The 25,549-nt window shown below is 45.6% G+C and carries 21 protein-coding genes; 6 read left to right on the forward strand and 15 right to left on the reverse strand.

Going from position 1 to position 25,549, the window contains the following annotated elements:
- Positions 1-19 precede the first annotated feature (19 nt).
- The 4 genes from HYN46_RS09280 (at position 20) to HYN46_RS09295 (ending at position 5,850) form a co-directional block, all read left to right on the forward strand.
- On the forward strand, positions 20-2,299 hold the full coding sequence (locus HYN46_RS09280; protein ID WP_114899124.1) for an NADP-dependent malic enzyme: 2,280 nt from the start codon (positions 20-22) through the stop codon (positions 2,297-2,299).
- A 286-nt stretch (positions 2,300-2,585) separates the two neighbouring features.
- Positions 2,586-3,104, forward strand: coding sequence for a hypothetical protein (locus HYN46_RS09285; protein ID WP_162818140.1), 519 nt, complete (start codon positions 2,586-2,588; stop codon positions 3,102-3,104).
- A gap of 357 nt (positions 3,105-3,461) precedes the next feature.
- Complete coding sequence (gene rpoD, locus HYN46_RS09290) at positions 3,462-5,327, forward strand: RNA polymerase sigma factor RpoD (RefSeq protein WP_114899126.1); 1,866 nt, start codon at positions 3,462-3,464, stop codon at positions 5,325-5,327.
- Between the two features lie 202 nt (positions 5,328-5,529).
- Positions 5,530-5,850 carry a YbeD family protein gene (locus HYN46_RS09295; protein WP_228254786.1) on the forward strand — a complete coding sequence of 107 codons (321 nt, stop codon included), beginning with the start codon at positions 5,530-5,532 and terminating at the stop codon, positions 5,848-5,850.
- Positions 5,851-5,923: 73 nt separating this feature from the next.
- On the opposite strand, the gene HYN46_RS09300 is transcribed toward HYN46_RS09295, so the two are convergent.
- Positions 5,924-7,156 carry a multidrug effflux MFS transporter gene (locus tag HYN46_RS09300; RefSeq protein WP_114899128.1) on the reverse strand — a complete coding sequence of 411 codons (1,233 nt, stop codon included), beginning with the start codon at positions 7,154-7,156 and terminating at the stop codon, positions 5,924-5,926.
- Positions 7,157-7,524: 368 nt separating this feature from the next.
- On the opposite strand from HYN46_RS09300, the gene HYN46_RS09310 reads away from it, so the two are divergent.
- A complete protein-coding gene (locus tag HYN46_RS09310) occupies positions 7,525-9,243 on the forward strand; it encodes a thiamine pyrophosphate-dependent enzyme (RefSeq protein ID WP_114899130.1) in 1,719 nt (572 codons plus the stop codon).
- 61 nt (positions 9,244-9,304) lie between these two features.
- Entirely contained in the window at positions 9,305-9,913 is a 609-nt protein-coding gene (locus HYN46_RS09315; protein ID WP_228254787.1) for a 2-hydroxychromene-2-carboxylate isomerase, read from the forward strand.
- Positions 9,914-9,942: 29 nt separating this feature from the next.
- Here HYN46_RS09315 and HYN46_RS17580 read toward each other — a convergent pair whose 3' ends face one another.
- The 14 genes from HYN46_RS17580 to HYN46_RS09390 all read right to left on the reverse strand — a co-directional run bounded on the left by HYN46_RS17580 (position 9,943) and on the right by HYN46_RS09390 (position 25,486).
- Positions 9,943-10,257 carry a YbdD/YjiX family protein gene (locus HYN46_RS17580; protein WP_114899131.1) on the reverse strand — a complete coding sequence of 105 codons (315 nt, stop codon included), beginning with the start codon at positions 10,255-10,257 and terminating at the stop codon, positions 9,943-9,945.
- On the reverse strand, positions 10,250-12,316 hold the full coding sequence (locus HYN46_RS09325; RefSeq protein WP_114899132.1) for a carbon starvation CstA family protein: 2,067 nt from the start codon (positions 12,314-12,316) through the stop codon (positions 10,250-10,252). Before HYN46_RS09325 ends, HYN46_RS17580 begins: the two co-directional genes overlap by 8 nt.
- Positions 12,317-12,461: 145 nt before the next feature.
- Positions 12,462-13,865 carry a ribosome biogenesis GTPase Der gene (gene der, locus HYN46_RS09330; RefSeq protein ID WP_114899133.1) on the reverse strand — a complete coding sequence of 468 codons (1,404 nt, stop codon included), beginning with the start codon at positions 13,863-13,865 and terminating at the stop codon, positions 12,462-12,464.
- 174 nt (positions 13,866-14,039) lie between these two features.
- Positions 14,040-15,257: an outer membrane protein assembly factor BamB gene (gene bamB / locus HYN46_RS09335; RefSeq protein ID WP_114899134.1), complete on the reverse strand. Its 1,218-nt coding sequence runs from the start codon at positions 15,255-15,257 to the stop codon at positions 14,040-14,042.
- Entirely contained in the window at positions 15,257-15,985 is a 729-nt protein-coding gene (locus HYN46_RS09340) for a YfgM family protein (RefSeq protein ID WP_114899135.1), read from the reverse strand. Before HYN46_RS09340 ends, bamB begins: the two co-directional genes overlap by 1 nt.
- A 74-nt stretch (positions 15,986-16,059) precedes the next feature.
- Complete coding sequence (gene hisS / locus HYN46_RS09345; protein ID WP_114899136.1) at positions 16,060-17,364, reverse strand: histidine--tRNA ligase; 1,305 nt, start codon at positions 17,362-17,364, stop codon at positions 16,060-16,062.
- Between the two features lie 40 nt (positions 17,365-17,404).
- Complete coding sequence (gene ispG / locus HYN46_RS09350; protein WP_114899137.1) at positions 17,405-18,529, reverse strand: flavodoxin-dependent (E)-4-hydroxy-3-methylbut-2-enyl-diphosphate synthase; 1,125 nt, start codon at positions 18,527-18,529, stop codon at positions 17,405-17,407.
- Between the two features lie 52 nt (positions 18,530-18,581).
- A complete protein-coding gene (locus tag HYN46_RS09355) occupies positions 18,582-19,685 on the reverse strand; it encodes a helix-turn-helix domain-containing protein (protein ID WP_114899138.1) in 1,104 nt (367 codons plus the stop codon).
- Positions 19,676-20,554, reverse strand: a complete 879-nt coding sequence (gene pilW, locus HYN46_RS09360) for a type IV pilus biogenesis/stability protein PilW (protein WP_228254788.1) — start codon at positions 20,552-20,554, stop codon at positions 19,676-19,678. Before pilW ends, HYN46_RS09355 begins: the two co-directional genes overlap by 10 nt.
- A gap of 3 nt (positions 20,555-20,557) precedes the next feature.
- Positions 20,558-22,057, reverse strand: coding sequence for a 23S rRNA (adenine(2503)-C(2))-methyltransferase RlmN (gene rlmN, locus HYN46_RS09370; RefSeq protein WP_407640757.1), 1,500 nt, complete (start codon positions 22,055-22,057; stop codon positions 20,558-20,560).
- Positions 22,058-22,238: 181 nt separating this feature from the next.
- Positions 22,239-22,670 (reverse strand): nucleoside-diphosphate kinase, encoded by a 432-nt coding sequence (ndk, locus tag HYN46_RS09375; protein WP_114899139.1) that lies wholly within the window; start codon positions 22,668-22,670, stop codon positions 22,239-22,241.
- Between the two features lie 187 nt (positions 22,671-22,857).
- Positions 22,858-23,058, reverse strand: coding sequence for a Fe-S cluster assembly protein IscX (iscX, locus tag HYN46_RS09380; RefSeq protein ID WP_114899140.1), 201 nt, complete (start codon positions 23,056-23,058; stop codon positions 22,858-22,860).
- 138 nt (positions 23,059-23,196) lie between these two features.
- On the reverse strand, positions 23,197-24,570 hold the full coding sequence (locus HYN46_RS09385) for an amino acid permease (RefSeq protein ID WP_114899141.1): 1,374 nt from the start codon (positions 24,568-24,570) through the stop codon (positions 23,197-23,199).
- 181 nt (positions 24,571-24,751) lie between these two features.
- On the reverse strand, positions 24,752-25,486 hold the full coding sequence (locus tag HYN46_RS09390) for a histidine phosphatase family protein (protein ID WP_210009123.1): 735 nt from the start codon (positions 25,484-25,486) through the stop codon (positions 24,752-24,754).
- Positions 25,487-25,549 lie beyond the last annotated feature (63 nt).

The raw sequence follows: 25,549 nt of genomic DNA on the forward strand, positions 1-25,549 counted from the left end.
AGTATTCAATGAGATGAAGATGGACAACCAAGAACTCAAGCAAGCCGCTCTCGATTACCATGAATTTCCAAAGCCTGGAAAAATTAACGTTGTACCCAGCAAACAACTCGCTAACCAACATGACCTTGCACTCGCCTATTCACCTGGCGTCGCAGCACCTTGTCTGGAAATTGAAAAAGATCCATCGCTGGTCTCCCGCTATACCGCCCGTGGCAATTTAGTTGCTGTTATCACCAACGGGACAGCCGTACTCGGTTTGGGCAATATTGGTCCTTTGGCCTCTAAGCCTGTCATGGAAGGCAAAGGGGTACTGTTTAAGAAATTTGCCGGCATCGATGTATTTGACATCGAAATTGCAGAAAATGATCCAGATAAACTGGTTGATATCATCGCATCACTAGAGCCTACCTTCGGTGGGATTAACCTAGAAGATATCAAAGCACCAGAATGCTTCTATATCGAGAAGAAACTCCGCGAACGCATGAAGATTCCTGTCTTTCATGATGATCAACACGGAACATCAATTATCGTTGGCGCAGCTCTACTTAATGCGTTGCTACTCGTCAAAAAAGACATCGCTAAAATCAAAATTATTTGTTCAGGCGCAGGTGCCGCAGCACTATCCTGCTTGGATCTCCTCGTTGCCCTCGGTGCCAGTCGCGAGAATATTATCGTTGCTGACTCTAAAGGTGTGATCACCACTGCACGCTTGGCAACCCTAGATGAAAGTAAACGTCGTTACGCGCAAGATATTACGCAGACCCGTCTAGAAGAAGTCATGGCTGATGCCGATATGTTCCTTGGATTATCGACTGCTGGTATTTTGTCTCAGGACATGGTTGCCAAGATGGCTACCGATCCAATCATTTTCGCTTTGGCCAATCCGAATCCAGAAATTCTGCCGGAGCTTGCGAAGGCTGTACGTCCGGATGTCATTATTGCGACAGGTCGCTCAGACTATCCAAATCAAGTGAATAACGCCCTTTGCTTCCCATATATCTTCCGCGGAGCACTGGATTCAGGTGCGACAACGGTTAATGAAGCCATGAAAGTGGCCTGTGTCCATGCAATTGCAAAGATGGCGCACGTTGAATCCAGCAGCAAAACCTATGGTGAAGATGGCCAACGCTTTGGTCGTGAATATCTGATTCCAGGTCCACTTGATCCACGTCTGATTTTAGAAATTGCCCCAGAGATTGCACGTGCAGCGATGGAATCTGGTGTTGCGACCCGTCCAATCCAAGACTTCGCAGCTTATCGCCAAAGCTTGTCAGAGTTTGTTTATAACTCTGCATTCCTGATGAAGCCTGTTTTTGCACAAGCCAAAAGTGATCCGAAACGCATCGTCTTCTGTGAAGGTGAAGATGAGCGTGTTTTACGCGCGGTTCAGTTGGTGGTGGATGAAGGCTTGGCGCATCCGATTCTGGTTGGACGCCCTACAGTCGTTCAGCATCAGATTTCTAAATTTGGACTCCGTTTACAGGCAGGCGTTAACTTTGAACTCGTCGATCCAGACCATGATGCACGCTATAAAGAGTACTGGCAGTATTACTACAGTCTCATGCAACGTCGCGGTGTTGGCGTTGAATTAGCTAAGCGCGAAGCACGTCGTCGTACCACCTTGATTGGTGCGCTTCTTGTGCACTTTGGCGCGGCTGATGGTCTGATTTGCGGTACGTTTGCTCACTACGGTTTGCATCTCGATTATCTCAAAGACGTGATTGGCAAAAAAGAAGGGGTTAAAAACTTCTATGCCATGAATGCACTCATGCTGGAAGGTCGTAACCTGTTTATCGCTGATACTTACGTCAATGAAGATCCAACCGCTGAACAACTGGCTGAAATGACGTTACTTGCAGCAGAGGAAGTTCGTCGCTTCGGTCTGACACCTAAAGTGGCATTGCTGTCTCACTCTAGCTTTGGCAGTGCCGATGGTGAAAGTGCTCAGAAGATGCGTGATACTTATCGCATTCTCTCCGAGATCGCACCTGAACTTGAAGTCGAAGGCGAAATGCATGGGGATGCCGCACTTGATGAAGAAATTCGTTTAGCCGAATTCCCAAATTCTCGCTATAAAGGTGCTGCAAACCTACTGATCATGCCGACCATGGATGCCGCCAATATTGCATTTAATCTCCTGAAAACCTCAGCAGGGAATAATGTCACCATTGGTCCAATCTTGCTTGGCGCTGCAAAACCTGTACATATTTTAACGCCAACAGCGACACCGCGTCGTATCGTCAATATGACCGCTTTAGCCGTTGCTGAGATTCAACAAGCACAAAAAGGCTTGGTTTAAGCAGATATCTCTCATTTGATTGATCAACGATATATTGGTCAATCAAATGACTGTCCCATATTTAAAAAAGCATGTCGATGACATGCTTTTTTTTGCATTGATGTTCAAGTGAAATACTCTAAGATCAAAATACTTAAATTTCTATTCTTTCCTATGCATAGTGGTCTGTAATTTGCTTAACTTTTACACACTCAACCTCAATACTTTCTTCACGATTGAATACTAGACTCGCTCCTAGACATTCATCCCATTAACCATATGCATTTAATAACAAAGGTCTAGTCGCATGGTACACCTTCCCTCAATGGCGCTTCTTGCCCTGATCCCACTATTGATTTGGCGTATATATTCACGCATCAAACGCCATTTAGGCCCACAGAAGTCTATTTTATGGCGCCATATTTTAGTCGTCGTGCTTTATCCGTTGGTACTAATCAGCTTAAGTGTCCACGCTCTGCAATATACGAGCAGTTTAATTGGCCTCTTAACGGGCATTACCTTGGGTATTGCGTTGGCTATTTATAGCCTAAGAGTAACTCGCTTCGAATACATTGATCAGAGTTTCTTTTATACACCGAGTGCGCATATCGGCATTGCATTGTCCGTAATCCTCACTGGTCGCTTGCTCTACCGACTATATGAAGTTTGCGGTGGTGGAATCACCCCTGAAGAATTAGAGGGGTTAAGTGAAAGCTCAGCAACTTTGCTGATTTTAGGTACTTTTTTTGGTTATTATTTGAGTTATACCATTGGTATTCTAAGGTTAAGATCACGTTTTCTAATACCCGATAATAAAAGCGAATGATTTAATCGGACTCATGCCAATAACCGTTTATCGAAAGAATTGGATCAATCCCATGATAATGCGGAAGGTGACTTGTAAATCAAAACGAGGGGCACCACTATATCTTACAGATAGAGGCTTAAAATACGTCACTAGGCTGTGCTATAATCATTGATTGGTCAGTGACCACATGAACGCAATACATTGCGACTTGGCTTCATGATGAAAAGCCATCAAACATAGAATACGTAACCAAAAAGACGTTAGCAGTAAATATGTCAGGACTATCCTGACCGATGAACGATTAAGCTAGTGCCAGTAGGACCTGTTAGCAGCCCTATTGTAAACCGAATTAGATATCAGTGAGAGCCGAAAAAGATGAGTGATTCACAAACCTCCACCTCGCAAATTGCCGCGCTCATCACCAAAGGAAAAGAGCAAGGCTACCTCACCAACGCCGAAGTTAACGACGCCCTGCCCGATTCGATTACCGAAAGTGAGCAAATCGAAGATATTATTCAGATGTTGAATGACGTCGGTATTCCGGTGCATGAACGTGCACCTGAAACTGACGAACTGATGCTTGAAAGTGCCCCTGAAGCTGGCGATGACGAAGTCGCAGCTGAAGAAGCTGCAGCCGTGCTTGCTGCTGTTGAAACCGAACCTGGTCGCACTACAGACCCCGTCCGCATGTATATGCGAGAAATGGGTACTGTTGATTTGCTAACCCGTGAAGGTGAAATCAGCATCGCGAAACGTATTGAAGATGGTATTCGCGATATTCTCCATGCCATGGCGTATTGGCCGGGTGCAGTTGAACTGGTCTTGAAAGAGTATAACGAAGCCGTCAATGGCGAACGTCGTCTCTCTGATATTTTGTCAGGTTACCTCGATCCAGAGACCGATGACATTCCAGAAGTCATCGAAGTTGCCGATGATGAAGAAATTATCCCAGAACTTGCTGTTGCTGAACCCGTTGCAAAATCAGATGATGATGAAGAAACTGCTGCGGATGAAGAAGAAGCTGAATCAGGTCCAGATCCAGAGATCGCTCGTGTGCGCTTTGCTGAACTGACCGAGCGTCATGCACTCTTGCAAGAAGCCCTTAAATTAGGTCGTCATTCTGAGCAAGCCAAAGCGGCTCTGCAAGAAATGGCAACCGTATTTATGATGTTCAAGCTGACGCCACGTCTCAGTGAAGAAATCAGCGCTATGGTCCGGTCGACGATTGATCAGGTTCGTGCGAATGAACGTGAAATCATGAAATTCTCGGTCAAAAAAGCCCGTATGGATCGTGATCACTTCCGTAATCACTTCCCAGGTAACGAATCTAATTTAGCGTGGATCGATGAACAAATTGAACGCGATAGCTTGCTTGCGACTGGTTTGAATGCTGCACGTGCGGATATCCTCTCTTTCCAACAAAACTTGCTGGATCTTGAAACCCTACTGAGCTTACGCGTTGCGGATATCAAAGATATTTCCAAACGGATGTCGATTGGTGAAGCCAAAGCACGTCGTGCGAAGAAAGAGATGGTTGAAGCCAACTTGCGTTTGGTTATTTCAATCGCCAAAAAATACACCAATCGTGGCCTGCAATTCTTGGATCTGATTCAAGAAGGTAATATCGGCTTGATGAAAGCGGTTGATAAGTTTGAATATCGCCGTGGTTATAAGTTCTCAACTTATGCAACATGGTGGATTCGTCAGGCGATCACTCGCTCAATTGCTGACCAAGCCCGTACCATTCGTATTCCTGTGCACATGATCGAAACGATTAATAAAATTAATCGTGTATCGCGTCAATTGCTTCAGGAAATGGGACGTGAACCTACTCCAGAGGAATTGGGTGAACGTTTAGAAATGGACGAGATTAAAGTTCGTAAAGTTCTAAAAATCGCCAAAGAACCTATTTCGATGGAAACCCCGATTGGCGATGATGAAGACTCTCACTTGGGTGACTTCATTGAAGATACCAACATCACCTCGCCTGTTGAAGCGGCGACCGCTGAAGGTCTCCGTGAAGCCACTCGCGAAGTGTTGGCGAACCTGACGCCACGTGAAGCAAAAGTATTGAAAATGCGTTTTGGTATTGATATGCCAACCGATCATACTTTGGAAGAAGTTGGTAAACAGTTCGACGTGACGCGTGAGCGCATTCGTCAGATCGAAGCCAAAGCCTTGCGTAAACTTCGCCATCCTTCTCGTTCTGAGCACTTGCGCTCATTCCTTGAGAATGATTAATCCCGCAATGTGACGCCAAATGTATAAAAGAATGCCTCAGCTAAACTGAGGCATTCTTTTTATAAGAACATCATTTATTTTACGTGATTCATTAATATTTCTACACAATATCACAAGCGATACTGATGAATACACACATTGTAATTCGATACAGTGGACACAATAATATATTCCAGATTAAATGAGGATTCACGAGGAGAAGATGATGACTGACCATACTGAGACAACTACCCCGATCGTTGAGAAAAAATCTACAGATATTCACAATGAAGAACTGTGGCAATTTCCAATGCAATACCCAATCAAGATCATCGGTCATGCCTCCCCAGAACTGCTTGGTGCGGTGAGTGATTTGCTTAAGCAACACTTCCCACTTCTTGATTTAGCCCACCTGACAGTGACGCAATCCAGCGGCGGGAAATATCATTCGATCGCAGCGGTACTGCCTTTTGAAAACAAAGAGCAAGTCAATGCTGTCTATGCTGATCTTGCTGCGTCAAAGCATGTTAAAACTGCGCTGTAATAGGCGCATATGCTTTACCGAATCCATATAAAAAAGCCGCCCATTTAGGGCGGCTTTTTATTCAACAGCTCAATCAAGAGTGATTAACATCTACACTCGGCGCAGTCTCTTTAGGCTGCTTGGCATACCAGCGCATTTCGTTATAAATCACAAAAGATGACAACGCACAAAGTACGAAGAAACCGGATGTAATCGGCACCAGCGTATTGTCATAAAGTTGACCAATAATTGTCGCCAAAACCAGTGATAAAATGGAAGATACTGCACCGATAATCGCAGAAGCCATGCCTGCAACATGGCCCATCGGCTCCATAGCAATGGCATTCAAATTCCCAAACATCAACCCAAAAGCAAAGAACAGGAGCGATGCATAAGCGATAAACATCCAAAGATCAATATGCACACCCGTGATCTGTACGAGTAAAAACAATAATGAGACCAATGTGATCACCAGCATCGCGCCTATACACACCGTACGCATCCCAAAACGCGCAACAATCCGTGAATTCACAAAAGAAGCCACGCCCATGAAGAAAGCCAGCAATGCAAAATAGAGGCTAAAACGCTGCCCAGATAAGCCAAACTGCTGCATAAAGATTTGTTGTGAACTTCCTAGATAGGCGATTAGCCCACCAAAACAAAGACCCGTACACAGTAGATAACTCATGGTGGTGCGATTGCTAACAACCTCTATAAATCCATGCTCAAATGCTTTGAGTTTGAGGGGAATACGATGACTCGGTGGCAACGTTTCCTCAAGACGCAGCGCAATCCAGCCGCCTACAGTTAATGCATAAATAATATAAACCAGAAAAATGGTGTGCCAACCCGCAAGGGAAATAATCAATTGACCAATGCTCGGTGCAATCGCCGGTGCGACCATAAACACCATCATGATGATCGACATCACTTTCGCCATTTGTGCGCCGCTGTATTTGTCTCGCACCACGGATATTGCAGTAATATACGGACCGGACACGCCCAGTCCCTGAATAAAGCGCCCAAGCAAAAACAGCTCAAAACTCGTCGTGAAATAACACAATAAGCTGCCCAAGAAATAAATCGCTATACCCGAAAACAAAATGCGTTTGCGGCCGATCGCATCCGATAATGGCCCTGCAATCAATTGCCCAATAGTCATTCCCGCAAAAATACAAGTTATGACCCATTGAATACGGTTATCCTGTACACCGAAATTCAGCCCAATTTGCCCTAAAGCAGGCAATGTCGCATCAATAGAAAATGAAACAACAGACATCAGCAATGCCATGAGCAGCGCGAATTCTCTAGAATGGATACCAGACATTAAAAAACCTCTAGGAAATAGGTGACTTTAAAATCATTAACAGGATGATCGTTATGATCAATTTAGATTCATCAAGTACAGTAGAGCAGCAGTCTCAAAACTGATGATGAGCGCTAGCCCCATCATAAATAACCGTTCGGTCAAATGCTATAAAAATACACAAGCATTCCCACTCTTATCAAGCCGTAAATTCTAAGCGCTTTTCTTAGATCAAAATTACGCGAAGTCCACAGATCAATAATCGTACCAGTACTACCATCAAAGTGAGATATCGATGAACTCATTTTTTTAATCTTAATGCGAGTATCTTGCATCACTGCTTCAATCTTATTGACAAGATCGATCTCTCGCACACTCTGGAGCATCTCATGTCAAAAAAGAAAGTCTCTGACATCATCATTGAAACATTGGAAGCTGCTGGGGTTAAACACTGCTACGGCATTGTTGGCGACACACTAAATCATATCACTGACTCTATCTCACGTAGCCAGATCAACTGGGTTCATATGCGCCACGAAGAAGTGGGCGCATTTGCCGCGGGCGGTGAAGCCTACATCACTGGAAATCTGACCGCATGTGCAGGCAGCTGCGGTCCCGGTAGTTTGCATTTCATCAATGGCCTTTATGAATCTCATCGTAATCGTGCGCCCGTCATTTTAATTGCAAGCCAAGTTGCAACCGCCGAAATGGGCATCGATTTTCCGCAAAACGTCGACTTTATGCCGATTTTTAAAAATTGTAGTGTCTACTGCGAGACACTCATTAACCCCAGTCAAGCACGCCGTATGACCACGCTTGCAGCACAAATTGCATTAACACAACGCGGCGTCTCCGTACTCATCGTACCTGGTGACATAAGCGCGATGGAGGTTGAGGATGGCCCCGGATTTCATGTCCACCTGCCCACACCCACTATTCAACCCAATGAAATCGAACTTGAGAAGATTGCAGATATTCTGAACAGTAGTCATAAAGTCGCTGTCTATGCCGGATTCGGCTGTGATGGTGCGCATGATGAGCTCGTCGCGCTCTGTGCTACATTACAAGCCCCAATGGCACATACCTCTCGGGCCAAAGACTTTGTGGAATATGACAATCCTTATAATGTCGGCATGACAGGCATATTTGGGTCAAGTTCAGGGTATAAAGCTGTGCTGGAGTGCGAAACATTGCTTTTACTAGGTGCTGATTTTGCATGGCAGCAATTCTATCCCAGCCATGCACGCATCATTCAAATCGATATTGATGCGACGCATCTTGGTCGTCGTCATCCCATTGAATTGGGTGTGGTCGGAGACGTTAAAGCGACGTTAAAAGCATTGCTCCCGCGCTTGCGGCCTCATGCGGATAAAGGCTTTCTGAATGAGTGTAAACATGAATTAGAGCGTGTTCATCAACACCGCACACATGAAGAGCGTGAAGGCAAAGATGGTGTGATCCACCCTCAGCAATTGGCGATGCTGATCGACAAGCATGCGCAACACGATGCTATCTTTACGGCGGACGGTGGTAGTCCAATGGTGTGGCTGTTGCGGCATGTCCATACCAATGGACAACGTCGCACCCTACTCAGTCTACTGCATGGGACAATGGCAAATGCCATGCCACAAGCGCTCGGGATTAAAAAGGCGTTGCCTGATCGACAAGTCATCTCCTTCAGCGGGGATGGCGGACTCACGATGTTGCTGGGCGATATGATCACGGCGGTTCAGGAAAATATTGCGATCAAAATCGTTGTCTTTAACAACGGTACGCTGGGTTTTGTCGAGTTAGAGCAGAAAGTTGAAGGGCTGCTGGATGCGTATACCGAACTTAAAAATCCTAACTTCGCCAAGCTTGCAGAAGTGATGGGCTATTACAGCGACCGTGTAGACCACAGTGATGATCTTGAAGAAGCAGTCAAGGCCTTTTTAGCCCATCCCGGACCTGCATTACTGGATGTGACCACCAACCGTATGGAACTCGTTATGCCACCCAAGATTGAACCAGCTTATGTCTATTCCACTGCACTCTCATCAATGAAAGCGATTGCTCATGGGCGTAGTGGTGAGGTCATTGAATTGCTAAAAAATAATTTTTTGAAATAAATTATGGATGATTTTTCAGCGGAAAAGATAAATTTATAGATCAGGATTTATGCGATAAACAATGATGATGACCCATAAAAGATCGATTTTATTCTGGTTTGATTTTGCAAGCACATATTCATATCCCGCAGCAATGCGCATAGCGACTCTTGCAGATTCCAGCAATATTCAGGTGATATGGCGCCCTTTCTTATTGGGTGCTATTTTTCAACAACAAGGTTGGAATGACTCGCCATTTAATATTTATCCTGCCAAAGGCGCATATATGTGGCGAGACATGGCTCGATTATGTATGCGCGAAAATCTTGATTTTAAGCGTCCGACCGTTTTCCCGAGAAATGGGCTGATGGCATCCCGTATCGTCTGTGCAAATCATAATGAATTATGGATCCCTGCCTTTGTACGTCATGTCTTTCAAGCCAACTTTAAATATGATTTAAATATTGCCGATCTGGATGTCATCACTAAAATCTTAAACGATTTAGACCTAGATGCAGACAAGATTTTAAACCAGATCAAACAACAGGAAATCAAAAATTTACTTAGGCAACAAACTGATGAAGCCATTCAATCGGGAGTTTTCGGTGCGCCTAGTTTTATCGTGGAAGGAGAACTATTTTGGGGTAATGATCAGTTAGAGCATGCACTTGATTGGTGTATAGACCACTAGATCATGACGAACATCATACTGTCCACCTGTCAGCATGGACACTTCCCCACCTTGCCACCCTTACTTGGATAACGCGCCTCTAAACAATAGCGATGAAACTCACGCTCGCTCATAGGCACTTTGTCAGGATGCTTTGAACGCATGTGCAGACAATAATTCTCGTAGTCTTGCACGCCGACCATCAAACGAAAACTCTGCGCAAAACGCTTCATAAGCAATAGAACCCATTGCCACTTTGTTTCAGGCAAAGTGGGCTCTGAAGTGGAATTTAACGGTATTGGGACGCACTTCTGGATAATCGGTAACGTCACTCTGGCTTTTTGATAGTAGACACTATTACCCATTTTGATGTTCCTCACGATACACGGTCGGCGTTTCATGCACTGTCGGCACTTTAGACTGAAGTGCACGGCGAATGGCAAAGCATGCGGAAATCAGCATCGTCACGGCAACAAGCATGAAGAAAGCACACAGTACGGCATTGATCTGGTTGCTAAAAACAATCTTTTGCATATCTGCAAAGGATTTGGCTGGCGCGATCAGCACACCGTGTTGAATACCATCAGCAAATTTATGAGCTTGCGCAAGGAATCCTATGCGAGGATTGTCACTGAATATTTTCTGCCAACCCGCAGTCATTGATGTAATAAACAACCAAACCGTCGGAACGATAGTGACCCAAGCGTAGTGCTGTTTTTTCATCTTAAACAACACCACGGTCCCTAGAATTAAAGCCATCGCCGCCAGCATTTGATTACCAATGCCAAACAGTGGCCACAACGTATTAATTCCGCCTAATGGATCGGTGACGCCTTGATAGACAAAGAATCCCCAGCCTCCAACGGCAATCGTCGTACCTGCCAGATTACCCAGCCATGAGCGATTATTGGCAAGACGTGGGATAACAACACCGACCAAATCCTGCACCATGAATCGACAGGCACGTGTGCCCGCATCGACCGCAGTCAGAATAAACATCGCTTCAAATAAAATCGCAAAATGATACCAGAACGCCATCATGGCCTTACTGTGAAAAACATCGGTAATAATATGCGCCATACCTACAGCAAAGGTCGGTGCACCACCCGCACGGGATAATATTGAATGTTCACCGACATCCTTGGCAATCATTGCCAGCGCTTCAGGCGTGATGACAAATCCCCAGCTATTAATCACTTGAGACGCACTCTCAACGGTCGTTCCAATCAATGCTGCTGGGGAATTCAGCGCAAAGTAAACTCCGGGCTCGATTACCGATGCACAAATCAGTGCCATGATAGCCACAAAGGATTCCATCAACATCGCGCCATAACCTATAAAGCGAATATGACTCTCTCGCTCAATCAGCTTTGGCGTGGTGCCACTGGCAACCAAGGCATGAAAACCAGAAATCGCACCACATGCAATGGTAATGAACAAAAACGGAAATAAGCTGCCTGCAAACACAGGACCACTGCCGTCAATAAACTTGGTTACTGCTGGCATCTTCATTTCAGGCATAGCAAAAACAATCCCGATCGCCAGCCCAATAATGACACCGATTTTAAGAAAGGTTGATAAGTAATCCCGTGGTGCCAACAGCAGCCACACTGGTAGAACCGAAGCGATAAAGCCATAGATCACCAATACCCACGTCAAAGTTGTTCCATGTAACGTAAATAGTGGTCCTAAAACAGAGTCTTGGGCAATCTGTCCGCCATACACGATCGCCAGCATCATGAGGACAAAGCCGATTAGAGAGACTTCGGCAATCTTTCCGGGCCGGATAAAGCGCATATAAACGCCCATAAATAATGCAATGGGTACTGTCGCAGCGATGGTGAATAATCCCCAAGGGCTATCAGCTAGGGCTTTAACCACGACCAGCGCCAAGGCGGACAGGATGATAATCATGACACCAAATGCACCCAGCATCACGATCACACCCGCAAACGAACCCAATTCCTGCTTGGCCATCTCCCCCAGTGACCGACCATCGCGGCGGGTTGAAATAAACAAAATCAGGAAGTCTTGAACCGCTCCTGCCAGCATTACGCCCACGAGAATCCAGATTGTGCCTGGTAAAAAACCCATTTGTGCAGCCAAAATAGGACCAACCAAAGGACCTGCACCCGCAATCGCAGCAAAGTGATGTCCAAAGAGCACCCACTTATTGGTCGGGACATAGTCTAAGCCATCGTTATTGCGCTCAGCTGGCGTCAGCCTACGATCATCCAGTTCAAATACTTTCTGGGCAATGAAAACACTATAGAAGCGATACGCAATGCTATAGCATGCAACAGATGCCACTACGAGCCATACGGCATTGACATGCTCGCCTCGACTTAAGGCCAGCATTGAAAAAGCAAAAGCCCCCACCACCGCAACCAATAACCAAGTTAATCCAGTTTTAATACTCTTCATTGAGGACGGCTCCATTTTATCTGCACACAGGGTGGATAGCTTTTTTTAAGATGCTGCATAGTGGCATAGTTCAGAATCGGTGACAATAAAAGACCCATCGAAATGGGCCTTTTTTTACACTTCAACACAATCAATCCATGACGGATTAACGTTTTTTTGCACGCTTTTTAAAGGCTTGTACCAAGCGACGTTGACGTTCAGCATCGCGATCACTAATTTTGTTCTTTTTATCCGCAAATGGATTTTCACCACTCTTGAACTCGATACGTACAGGCGTACCTTCCATCTTGAAGACTTTGCGGAAAACGTTCTCCAAATAACGACGATAGTCGTTAGGAACCTGATCCACTTGGTTACCATGGATAATAATCAGGGGTGGGTTTGATCCGCCCATATGCGCATAACGCATCTTAATACGACGACCCGATACCATCGGTGGCTGATGCTGCTCTACGGCATCTTGCAATACTTGCGTCATGCGATTCGTTGTGACTTTAAGCCATGCAGAGTTATATGCCTGATGGATCGAGGGATAAAGCTCGCCAACACCCGTTCCATGTAACGCAGAAATTAAATGAATTTTCGCCCATGGGATGAAGTCAAAGCGACGTTCAATATCCGCTTTGACTTGTGAGCGCTCATAATCAGTCATGCCATCCCATTTATTGATCGCAATGACAATGGCTCGACCCGCTTCCAGTGCAAAGCCCAACATATGCAAATCTTGCTCAACAATCCCCTCACGAGCATCAATAACCACAACGACAACGTGGGCATCTTTCATGGCTTGCAAAGTTTTAATGACCGAGAACTTTTCAACCGTCTCAAAAACTTTACCACGACGACGTACACCGGCAGTGTCAATCAACGTGTATTGACGACCTTGTCGCTCAAAAGGAATATAAATACTGTCACGTGTGGTCCCCGGTTGGTCATAAACCACAACACGCTCTTCACCTAACAAACGATTAACAAGTGTAGATTTACCGACATTTGGGCGACCAATAATCGCCATACGCAGACCCGGTGCGACCTTTTCCTCATCGAGAGGAACATCTTCAGGTAGATCGGCCAAAATGTCTTCAAGCAACTGTGATACACCACGCCCATGACTTGCAGCCACATGATGTGGCTCGCCAAAACCGAGTTTAAAGAACTCTGCAACGGCGGCTTCAGCGTGTACCCCATCCACTTTGTTGGCAACAATATGAATTTTCTTACCTAAAACACGCAATTCACGCGCTACTTGTTCATCGGATGCCAGCAAGCCCGCCTTTGCATCAACGATAAACAAAATGATATCGGCCTCTTCAATCGCCGTACGCGACTGTTCAGCCATATAAGAATCGATGCCTTGATCGTTCTCACCGATACCACCAGTATCAACGACAATAAACGACTTATTCTCATAGGTCGCATCACCGTACTGACGGTCACGGGTCAGACCAGGCAAATCCGCAACCAAGGCATTACGCGTCTTGGTAATTTGGTTGAATAAGGTGGATTTACCGACATTCGGCCGACCAATCAAAGCAATTACAGGTTTCATGAACACTCATTCATCTAAAAAATTCCCTTTTAACGATTGATACACATGCATGTAAAAAAAGTAAGGGACAAAAAAAGGGTTTGCATTGCAATGATAACAAAGATCAGCAACGCAAACCCTATATTATAACTGACTAATCATCTCTGTGAACGCCTAACCGCTCATCAAGATGAATTAACGCGCTTGCCAGATGCTCAAGTTTCCTTTCGCACTATTCACCAGCAAACGATCACCAACAACACGTAAAGTCGAGACTGCACCAGATGTACTAACGCGGCCAACAATCTTACCTTCGGTTTGCTCAATCAGATGTAGATAACCATCTTGATCACCCACGACCAAATAACGACCCAACACAACCGGATTACTCAACCCACGATACGCCAGACTATCTTGTGTCCAAGCGACTTTGCCAGTTTGCTCATCGATTGCGAGGATTTTACCTTCAGCAGTACTGACGTAAATATTACCCAGTCCTTCGGCAGGTGTTTTTAAACTACTGGCATCAACAATCCAATTCACTTGTTGATTGTCGATGTTCATCGCTGTTAACTGACCTTGATAACTGACGACATACAGCTGACGACCGGATACCAGCGGATCACCATCAATATCAATCAACCGCTGAACTTCAGAAGTTCCCGCGCTGACCGCCACACGACGCTCCCACTTTGGAACACCTGTCGCTAAGTCCAATGCATAAATTCGACCCGAAGCACCCGCAACAATCACTGTGTTGTCATCAAACAAAACTGGAGCCGAAGTACCGCGGACACTCAATGCTGGCATTGGAATATCGTAGGTCCAAACGGATTGACCTGAGGTCGTATCTGTCGCAGTTACCGTACCGTCATTGCCCAGTGCAACAACACGACCACCACTCACCAGTGCAGGAGACAAAATAGATGCCCCAGTGCTACGTGACCAGCGTACTTTTCCATCTTGAGCATCCAGTGCAACAACAGCACCTTTGCCAGTGCCAAACACCACAATGCCATCCGCAGCGGTCACACCACTGGTGATATCTTGCTTGGTTTTCACTTGCCAGAGTTGCTTGCCTGCGGCATCCCATGCATACACACGGCCAGAATGGCTTGCGGCGTAGACATTGCCATTTAAGACATCCAATTGCGGACGCAAAGGATCAACTTTATCTTCACCACCGATAGAATCTTTCCATACCAAACCCAACGACTGTGCTGGTGCAGTTAACGTCGGCAATTTGCTTGGCTTATGGACTTCAGGTTTAAAGTCTTTACTACTTCCACACCCTGTGAGTACCAATGCACTCACAGTCACCAAAGCCATCGCAGTTTTACTTGCACTGGACCACGACATTAGATTCGTTGGCAATGAAGCCTGTTTCACAGCACTCACAGTCGGCAATTTCATTACGAAGCAGCTCCATTTTCAATATTGGTAGTCTCGACAGGCGTATCACGAATCGGACTTGGTTCTTTGATCTCTTCTGGAGTCAAACCAAGTGCATTCATTTTAACCTTGAGAAGCTCGCGAGATTGTTGGCGTTTTACAAGTGCCGCCCAAGCTGACTCATAAGCTTTCTTGGCGCCTGCTTGATCATTTTTTTGCAAGAGTACATCACCCCGTAATTCATCGCGAGTTGCAACAAATGCAGGATCAGTCACATTGTTAAGTGAGGCGATTGCAACATCAAACTTATTTTGCGCAAATTGGGCACGTGCCAAACGAATCCAGGTGATCGCAATTAAACCGTCATCTTTAACTTTCAAGGTCGTCGCTTGCGCCAATGCCTTCTCAGCACTCGCCCACTCCCCTTGTGAACCTGTTACTTTTGCTTGAAGTAACAAGGCTTGCAGGGAAAATACGCTATTCGGGTCAGACTTGACCAAAGCTTGCACATTTGAAATAAAGCGTGATTGAGCTGCCTTATCACCGTCCAACTTTGCACTGTCATCAACAATACTTTGATATTGATTAATAGCCTGAAAACGTTCAACATCCTGACGATTTTGCCAGTATCTCCAACCGAAAAAAGCGATCAGAGCCAATAACACACCAGTGAGTGCTGCGCCTCCATACGTTTTAATGAGCTTCTTCAGGCGCTCAATTTGTTCCTCATCACTCAAATACTCACTCATTACCGATTCCTTTACACTTAATCTGAAAAACTATTTGTTTTAAAAAAAATCAATGACTCAAAGCCATCATATCCTTATTGGCGGCTTTCAAGGCGCGCGATTAGCTGTGTCGCCAAATCCTGTTGCGACCATGTTTCCTGCTCACCCGTTGCCAAGATTTTTACGGTGACTTGCCCCAATTCAACCTCACGCTCCCCCAGAATCAGCGCTAAACGCGCACCGGATTGATCCGCTTTTTTCATCTGGCTTTTAAGACTACCCAAAGAGCCCGTCTTCACCCGTAGTCTTTGCTTCTGTGTTGCAAAACTATCACGCAATGACTCGGCAAGTAATAGTGCCTTAGCTTGCTGCGCAGGATCCGCTAACAAAAATACATCACAATCGGATGGTGTGGTACTGCCTTCACCTAACTCTAAAAGGAGGAGTAACCGCTCCATCCCCATACCGAATCCCACGGCAGGAACACTTTGATCAGCTTTACCCTTGAGTTGACCGACCAGACCATCATAGCGACCACCCGCACAAACAGTGCCTTGAGCGCCCAAGTGCGTCGTTGTCCACTCAAAAACGGTCTTATTATAATAATCCAGACCTCGAACCAGTTTTTGATTGACCACATAAGGAATGTTGGCCGCATCTAAATACCCTTTCAATTGCTCGAAATGCTGCAAAGACTCCTCATCAAGGAAGTCATGCAGTTTCGGTGCATCAATTAACAGGGCCTGTGTTTGTGCATTTTTGCTATCCAAAATCCGTAAAGGATTCGTCGTCAAACGGCGTTGGCTATCTTCATCCAATTGATCTTTACGTGCCGCAAGATACTCAACCAGCGCAGCACGAAAACGTGCGCGAGACTCCACTTCCCCAAGCGTATTTAACTCAAGCTGGACTTTATCGAAGATATTAAATTGCTTCCAAAGACGTGCAGTCAGCAAAATCAGTTCCGCTTCAATATCGGGTGTCGCCACACCGAAGGTTTCTACACCAAACTGATGAAATTGACGATAACGGCCCTTTTGCGGTTTTTCATAGCGAAACATCGGACCGGTATACCATAAGCGTGGCGTGGTACCCCGTAGCAGGTTATGTTCAAGCATGGCACGCACACAGCCTGCTGTGCCTTCCGGACGTAAGGTCAACGATTCTGGCGGCTCACCTTTATCAAAAAAGGTATACATTTCTTTTTCGACGATATCCGTCGCATCCCCAATCGCACGTTTGAAAAGTGCTGTTTGCTCAACCAGTGGCAAGCGAATATGCTGATACCCATAGGCATCCATTAATTCAGCCAATACACTTTCTAGTTTGCGCCAACGACTGGCTTCACTCGGTAAAATATCATTAAAACCACGAATTGCATTAATTGTTGAACTACTCATACTGCTCATCTACTACTTATCTGACTTAATATCTATTTGTTTAAGTGATGCGAATAATTTCTTTCGCTTTGGCAACAGCTTTATCAGCTTCAATCACGGCAACTTTATTACGCACCATTTTTTCAATTTCATCGACCAGGTTATTGGTATCGATGAGATGACTCTTCTCACCATTGAGATACACCAGAGAACGAGGAGCCGCGCCGACCACACCAATATCGGCCTCTTTAGCTTCACCCGGACCATTTACCTTACAGCCAATCACAGATAGATCCAGAGGTGTACGAATATCCTCTAAACGCGCTTCTAAAGCATTCATGACCCGAATGACATCGAACTCTTGACGCGAACAACTGGGGCAAGCAATGAAATTAATGCCATTGGAGCGAATGTTCAAAGATTTTAAAATATCAAAGCCGACCTTCACTTCATCTTCAGGCTCAGCGGCAAGAGACACCCGTAAAGTATCGCCAATGCCATCCAGCAATAATCCACCCAGCGCAATCGCAGATTTCACGGTACCCGAACGAAACACCCCGGCTTCAGTGACTCCCAAGTGCAGCGGATTATCAATCTGTGCTGACAATAAGCGATAAGCATCTAATGTCAAAAACACATTACTGGCCTTTACACTGACTTTAAACTCATGGAAATTCAGACGGTCTAAAATATCAATGTGACGCATTGCTGATTCAAGCAGTGCCTCACCTGTAGGTTCTTTATATTTGATTTGCAGATCTTTTTCCAAAGATCCCGCATTAACCCCAATACGCATTGAAATGCCGTGATGACGTGCTGCGGCAACCACCTCACGGACTTTGTCATCACTGCCGATATTACCGGGATTAATTCGCAAACAATCCGCACCATAATCGGCAACGGCCAGCGCAATTTTATGATCGAAGTGAATGTCAGCAACTAATGGAACGCTGACTTGTTTACGAATTTTTCCAAAAGCCTCAGCTGCTTCCATACTAGGCACAGAAACCCGTACGATATCTGCGCCAGCATTGGCGCAGCGATTAATCTGATCTACAGTCGCAGCGACATCGCAGGTTTCCGTGTTCGTCATCGTCTGCACACTAATCGGTGCATCCCCGCCAACATAAACAGACCCAACCCGAATTTTACGCGTTAATTTACGAACGATAGGCGTATGGTGCATGAATACAATTCCTAATTCTCATCAAGCTTTAATCGCAGTACAGCCCATCCGTTTAGCGGGACAAACGAAATGCTGCACGACCATTTACAGTATAGGGTTTAAGATCAACTTGTTCGCCATTTAAGGCCAGTGAAACAGACGGCGCATCAGCCAACGTAATGCTAAATGGTGAAGTACCACTCAACGTTAAAGGCTCATCAGTATTATGTACGCCGCTCGCCAATGTTTTCCCACTCGCATCCTGCACGATAACATCGCTCGACTTATTAAAAGTCAGTACAAGCTGATCATTTGCAGGAGCAGCCGGACTAGGCAGGGCAGACAACGGTGCCTGGCTGGTAGGAGATGTAATGATATTACCTGTCGAATTTGAATCTGTGTGGGTATTTTCATTCAACACAACCGCATGAGTATCACTGCTAGATGGTGAATTCATCACACGCTTTACGAGTGGGCGGAGTAATAAGACGATGATCACCAAGACGACAGGTACAAGCAGCCATAGCATCCAGCGTTTACTCTTACGTGTTTTACTTTGCAACTTCGCTAATTGCTGGAGGGGTGAGTTTTCTAACGAATGGTTACTCGATAATCCGGTTGCACTGGTATAAATCTCATTAAACTGAGTGATCAAAATATCAGAATCTATGCCCAGCACACGTGCATAGCTACGTAAATACCCACGAATAAAAGCAGGCTCGGGTAATGACTTGTATTCATCTGCTTCGATTGCAACCAACAGACGCTCAGGAATATTAAGTTCACTGGCAATATCTTTTAACTCACGCTGTTTAAACAACCGAGCCTGCCTTAACCGCTCACCAGGTCGCTGGGCATTAGATGGTGCTTGCGCTTGTGTATTTGACAGTGATGAAGTGGGTGTAGACATCGTATTACCTGAAGAAGAATCAAAGACCGGGCTGGCATTGATGCCAGCAGTGTTTTCATGTGAACTATTTAAAGAATCTAGAGTCGCATCTTTTTTATCTAAACTATTTTTTTCAATCAAAGACGCTGTATCTGTTGTCATCGCGGTATGCGCTGGCAGAACGTCATCCTTCTGCGCACTTTCAGACAATGGATTATGATCCGCATCAGGTGTTTTAATCACGTCTGATTCTAACGGATTAGGTGTATCAGATGGTTTTAATCCCATGCCGCCCCCGTTTTCAACAGTTCGTTATAGTGCTGATATTCAGGACTATTTGGGTATGACAACTGCAAGCGCTCGGCCAAGGACTGTAAACGTCCCATATCTTGTGTCTGATGGGCAATCCGCATCCCCAACCACAATGATCGCGCACTTTGTGGTTGCCCGCCTAATAACTGTAAATATTCATCGTAAAGGCTACGCGCAGCTTGAACCCGATTCTGGCCCAAGAAGATTTGAGCCAATTCAAAGCGTGCAACCAAGGAGTTTCTATTGGCTTGCAGGGCTTGAGTGAAAGCTTGCTGAGCCTCGGCGGGTTTACCCAGTACCTCTGCCGTCAAGCCAAGATTTTCTAAAGCGGCATAGCGCTCTGTATAACCCAACTGCGAACCCGCCAGTTCGAACTGGGTATAGGCCTCGGCATAACGCTTACGACTACTCAAAAATACGCCATAGTTATTGCGCGCTTGGGCAAAATCATCTTTTAAAGCAATTGCCTTCTTAAAATACTCTTCCGCTTTGATCTGATTCGGCTCACTGCCCTCTTGCTGCAATAGTACGCCCATCATGTTATTTGCTTCAGGGAGTCTGGGTTCCGTTTTCAAGGCAATTGCCAGACTACGCTGGGCCGCATCGAGATCTCCACTTTTAATGTACTCGGCTGCCATAGCAGTTCGTGCACGTGCAGCAGCCTCTGGATTAGGCGGTGATTGTGCAGCCTTCATCATGGAGCCAGGCTCAGAAACAGTTGATTGGCATCCAGTAAGCACCGCTATAGACAGTAAAAGTGCAGAAACCACTCCCACAGGTACATTGTTACGCAATGAACCATTCCCTTCGCTGATTCGGCGTATATGCTGATTGAATGCAACCACTCTCTAACCTCGCGTTCTCAATATTTCACTCCGCCGTCCCTGATTGGAATGAGCGGTCTTCTGTTCGGTACTTTGTTGATCTTTATTCTTTTGCTCAACCACTTTTTGTTTCCAACGCTCCGCACGACGCGTCCGATCCGCAACCTGCCCCACCAATTGACCACAGGCGGCATCAATATCATCACCACGAGTCGCCCTAACTGTACAGACAAACCCAGCATCTGCTAATGTTTTCTGGAAGGTCATGATCCGCTCACGGCCAGAGCGCTCATAGGGTGCGTGTGGAAACGGATTAAATGGAATGAGGTTAATCTTACTGGGTAAATCACCTAAAAGTTGTATCAATTGTTTGGCGTGCTTTTGCTGATCATTGACCCCATCCAGCATCACATACTCAATCGTCACATGTTTCTTACGTGAAGGCTCAAGCACATCATCCAATGTGTCGTCATCATCTTCGAGTAAGGCACTGCTTTGCAATAGCTTATTTGTAGGGTTTGTTGCAGTATGCTTACTATTTTTTTGCGCCGCTTTGGTTTGAGCGGTTTTTTCAGACTCAGGTGCACCGCGCGCAACGTAACGACGAGCCGCCGCAATCAACTCCGCCAGAGGATATTTCTTATTAATCGGTACCAATTCATTGCGCAATTCATCGTTCGGCGCATGCAATGATATGGCCAAAGCAACATCAATCTCATCACCCAACTTATCGATCATAGGCACAATGCCAGATGTCGACAACGTCACACGGCGCTTCGACATGCCGTAGGCATGATCATCCAGCATCAACTGCATGGAGGAAACGACAGGTACAAAGTTTAATAAAGGCTCGCCCATCCCCATCATTACCACATTGGTGACGGTGCGGGTACGATCACCAACGGGTACATCTTCCATATAGGATTGGTTAGCGACCCATAGCTGGCCAATAATTTCTGCTGGCGTCAAATCGCGTTGAAAACCCTGTTTACCCGTACTACAGAAACTACAATCCAGTGCACAGCCCACTTGAGACGATATACACAACGTCTTGCGCCCCTCAGCTGGAATGAGTACGGTCTCTACCAAAGAGCCAGCGCCCTCACCGACACGAAACACCCATTTACGGGTTCCATCTTTGGCAAATTCGCGATGCACAACTTCCGGCGCAGCCACATAAGCCAAGCGGGATAACTTTTCGCGTAAAGGACCTGCTAAATTGGTCATTTCATTGAAATCAGTTACACCCAGTTGATGGATCCATTTCGTGACTTGCGCTGCACGAAACTTCTTTTCGCCAATACTTTCGAAATAGCCTTCAAGTTGCTTACGCGTCATCCCAAGCAGATTTACTTTCTCGTCTGATGCTTGATTTAAGCCCTTTGTATCCTGCTCGCTACTGGGTGCAAAAGGCTGAACAGCGTCACTTGCGGAAAACGACAAGGTATCGGCTTGCGCAAGTAAGCTGGGGGACTCAGGGGAAATCTGCGACTCTACAATCGCACTCACGTCTGAAATACTCATTACTTTTTTCCAAACAAAAACGGGGAATATGAAAACAGCAAAAACCAGATGTCGAAAAACATCTGGTTTCTTAGCAAAGTGCTATGCTAAACCTAACGCTTTGATTTTAACATGCAGCACACTCTAACAGTCATACAATTAGAGCAAATCACACATTAAAGCCAATCGTTATCACCGCAGATTAACGAGTACGTGTAGTCACTTCGTCTGCAGTGAAAAAGTAAGCAATTTCACGGTTTGCAGACTCTACTGAGTCTGAACCATGCGCAGCATTTTCATCAATGCTGGTTGCGAAGTCAGCACGGATTGTGCCTGGTGCAGCTTCTTTAGGGTTGGTCGCACCCAAGATATCACGATGTGCAAGAACTGCATTTTCGCCTTCAAGTACAGAAACCAATACTGGGCCTGAAGTCATGAATGCAACTAAATCACCGAAGAAACCGCGTTCTTTGTGTTCTGCGTAGAAACCTTCTGCGTCTGCTTTAGACAGTTGTTTCATTTTTGCTGCAACGATTTTCAAGCCGCCTTTTTCAAAACGTGCATAGATGTCGCCAATGTGGTTTTTGCCAACTGCGTCTGGTTTAACGATAGACAGGGTACGTTCGATTGCCATGCTGCAATATTCCTTAAGTAGGGGTTGAGTAGATAAAGCTAAAAAGTCAGGCGCGTATTATACCGACGCCTAGGCACAAAGATAGGGCATGTTTTGTTTTACAGTTTTTTATCTGACCAAAACCAAGATCAATCCGCAGAATAGTCACTGTAGACTGCAAAATAATGACGATCCTCGCAAAGATGAATTAATCGACTTCATCGAGCCATTGCATTTGAATCGCTTCAAGGATTTTTTCATTAGAACGATTAGGGTCATCTTGAAAATCAGGTAACTCGCGTACCCAACGATGTAAATCGGTAAAACGAATGGTCTTTGGATCAACATCAGGATGAGCATCGATCAGTGCTAAAGCGATATCCAGCGAATCAGTCCAACGTAACGGCATGATTTATTTCCAAGCTAAAGTTCAATGGCGGAACTTTAGCAGGTTTTTTGTTTTTTTAAAGTATTAAGACTGCCCGTTGGCATCCAATACTTGTCGGTTTTCAAGACGAACAAGCATTTTTGCAGACTTGCTGACTACTCATCTGGCCAATTTAATACGATAAAAGATCCACATGAGTAGCAGCCAAAATGGCATGACATAGACCGATATCGCCACACCGGGAATCTGAGTCATAATGCCGAGGATCAGCATCACAAATGCCAGACACAGATAATTTGTCCACGGATACCAAAACGCCTTGAAGTGTGGCGTGATACCTTCACGATTCTTTGCTGCGCGGAATTTCAGATGCGCCAAACTGATCATCGCCCAATTGATCACTAATGCTGCGACAACCAGTGACATCAACAGCTCCAGAGCTCGCTCTGGAATCGTATAATTGACGAGTACACAGACAAAAGTCATGAGCGCCGATACACCAATGGCCAGTGCAGGGACACCACGACGATTAACATGCAAAAATGCTTTAGGCGCATCACCTTGTACTGCCAGTCCATACAGCATCCGGCTATTGCAATACACACAGCTGTTATAGACTGACAATGCCGCAGTTAACACCACAAAATTAAGGATATTGGCAGCTAAATCACTGCCAATGATTGAGAAAATACTGACAAATGGACTACTTAAATAATTATCACCGCCCGCAGATAGACTTAATAGCAATTGATCCCAAGGCCGTAAAGACAGTAAAACAACTAAAGCACCAATATAAAAAATCAAAATCCGTAAAACGAGCTGGTTTATCGCTTTCGGAATTACTTTTCTCGGTTCGGAAGCTTCAGCCGCAGTAATGCCCACCAATTCTAACCCCCCAAAAGAAAACATGATCAAGGCCAGTGCCATCAAAAGACCATGCCACCCATTGGGCAAAAAACCACCATGCTGCCATAAGTTGCTAAAAGAAGCATGCGGCCCACCAGCTCCACTCAACAACAAATATCCACCTAGAATGATCATGCCAACAATGGCCGCGACTTTGATAATTGCAAACCAGAATTCAGACTCGCCAAACCAACTGACCCGCGTCAAATTAATCAGATTAATCAATACAAAGAAAACGGCAGCTGTGGCCCACGTCGGAATATCAGGCCACCAATAATGGATATACTTACCCACCGCGGTTAGCTCTGACATCCCCACCAACACATACAAAACCCAATAATTCCAGCCCGAAAGAAACCCGGCAAAACCGCCCCAATACTTGTGTGCAAAATGGCTAAATGAGCCCGCTACAGGCTCTTCAACAATCATTTCGCCAAGCTGACGCATGATCAGGAAGGCAATCAATCCGCCAATAGCATAGCCCAAAATCATCGCTGGGCCAGCCATCTTAAGCACACCAGCAGAACCTAAAAAGAGCCCAGTCCCTATGGCACCACCCAACGCAATGAGTTGGATATGGCGATTTTTCAAGCCCCGATTTAAGGACATTTCCGTTGGGTTATTCATATAGTGGAATCACAAGTTAATCTTGACGGTATCATAAAGGGAAAAAGGGATCATAAGGCATGTCGGATTAAGAATCAGATATACCTAAAACCCTTGTACGGGAATCATTGAATGAGAATATCATGCAGAAATCACTTTATCACTTAGGTAGATAACCTAAGCAAAAATTAGACCGATTGGATTAAACAACAAAGCTGCTTACCAGTCGAGACTTTTTAATGCCACGCCAGACCCAATGAACCTGACTGTCTTCAAAACGATCACCATCAAACCACAGAAATACGCCCTCCATCATTTCCGGCCAGTCTTCTGAAGTAATCTCAGGCTCGTCTTGCATCACCGCCAAAAATGCCGCCAAAATCGTATCATGGCTCACTGCAAGCAGAACGCTATTCTCAGCACTGGGTAAGTAGTCATACAGCAGACTCAGAATATCCAATACACCTTGGGCAGGGTGTTTCATGCCCTCAACTTGCTTGGATAGGAAGGCATTAATAAATTTAAGAGCGCCATATTGGCGAAAGACTGCGCTTAAACGCGCGGCATCGAGTACAAAGCTTCCAGGCTCGACGAGCAGTGTAGTTTCAATAATATCAGTACGATTTTCTTCATTTTCGTCCAGACTGCCCCCCAACATGCGCAGTGCCGTGTCCACACAGCGCCCGATAGGACTGGATAAACACGCACGAAACTCTCGTCCCGTCCAATTGCATAGATACTCACCCCACGCATACGCAAGCTCCCGCCCGACTTCAGTCAGAGGGAGGGCATAACTTGCAAAACCCTGCCCGTCTGCCGCGACACGCAGAGAGTGACGGGTAAGCAGCACGATCGGCTGCGCTACAGGCAGTTGCGCAAGGCTCGCATGCATGGATACAGGGAGATGCGTCAGTGTTTGGGTGAGTTCATCAGACATACAATATTCTAACACGCCACAACTCGTTCGTAGATCACTTGATCGCCTATCTTTATCTGATCG

Source organism: Aquirhabdus parva, assembly GCF_003351745.1.
GTDB lineage: Bacteria > Pseudomonadota > Gammaproteobacteria > Pseudomonadales > Moraxellaceae > Aquirhabdus > Aquirhabdus parva.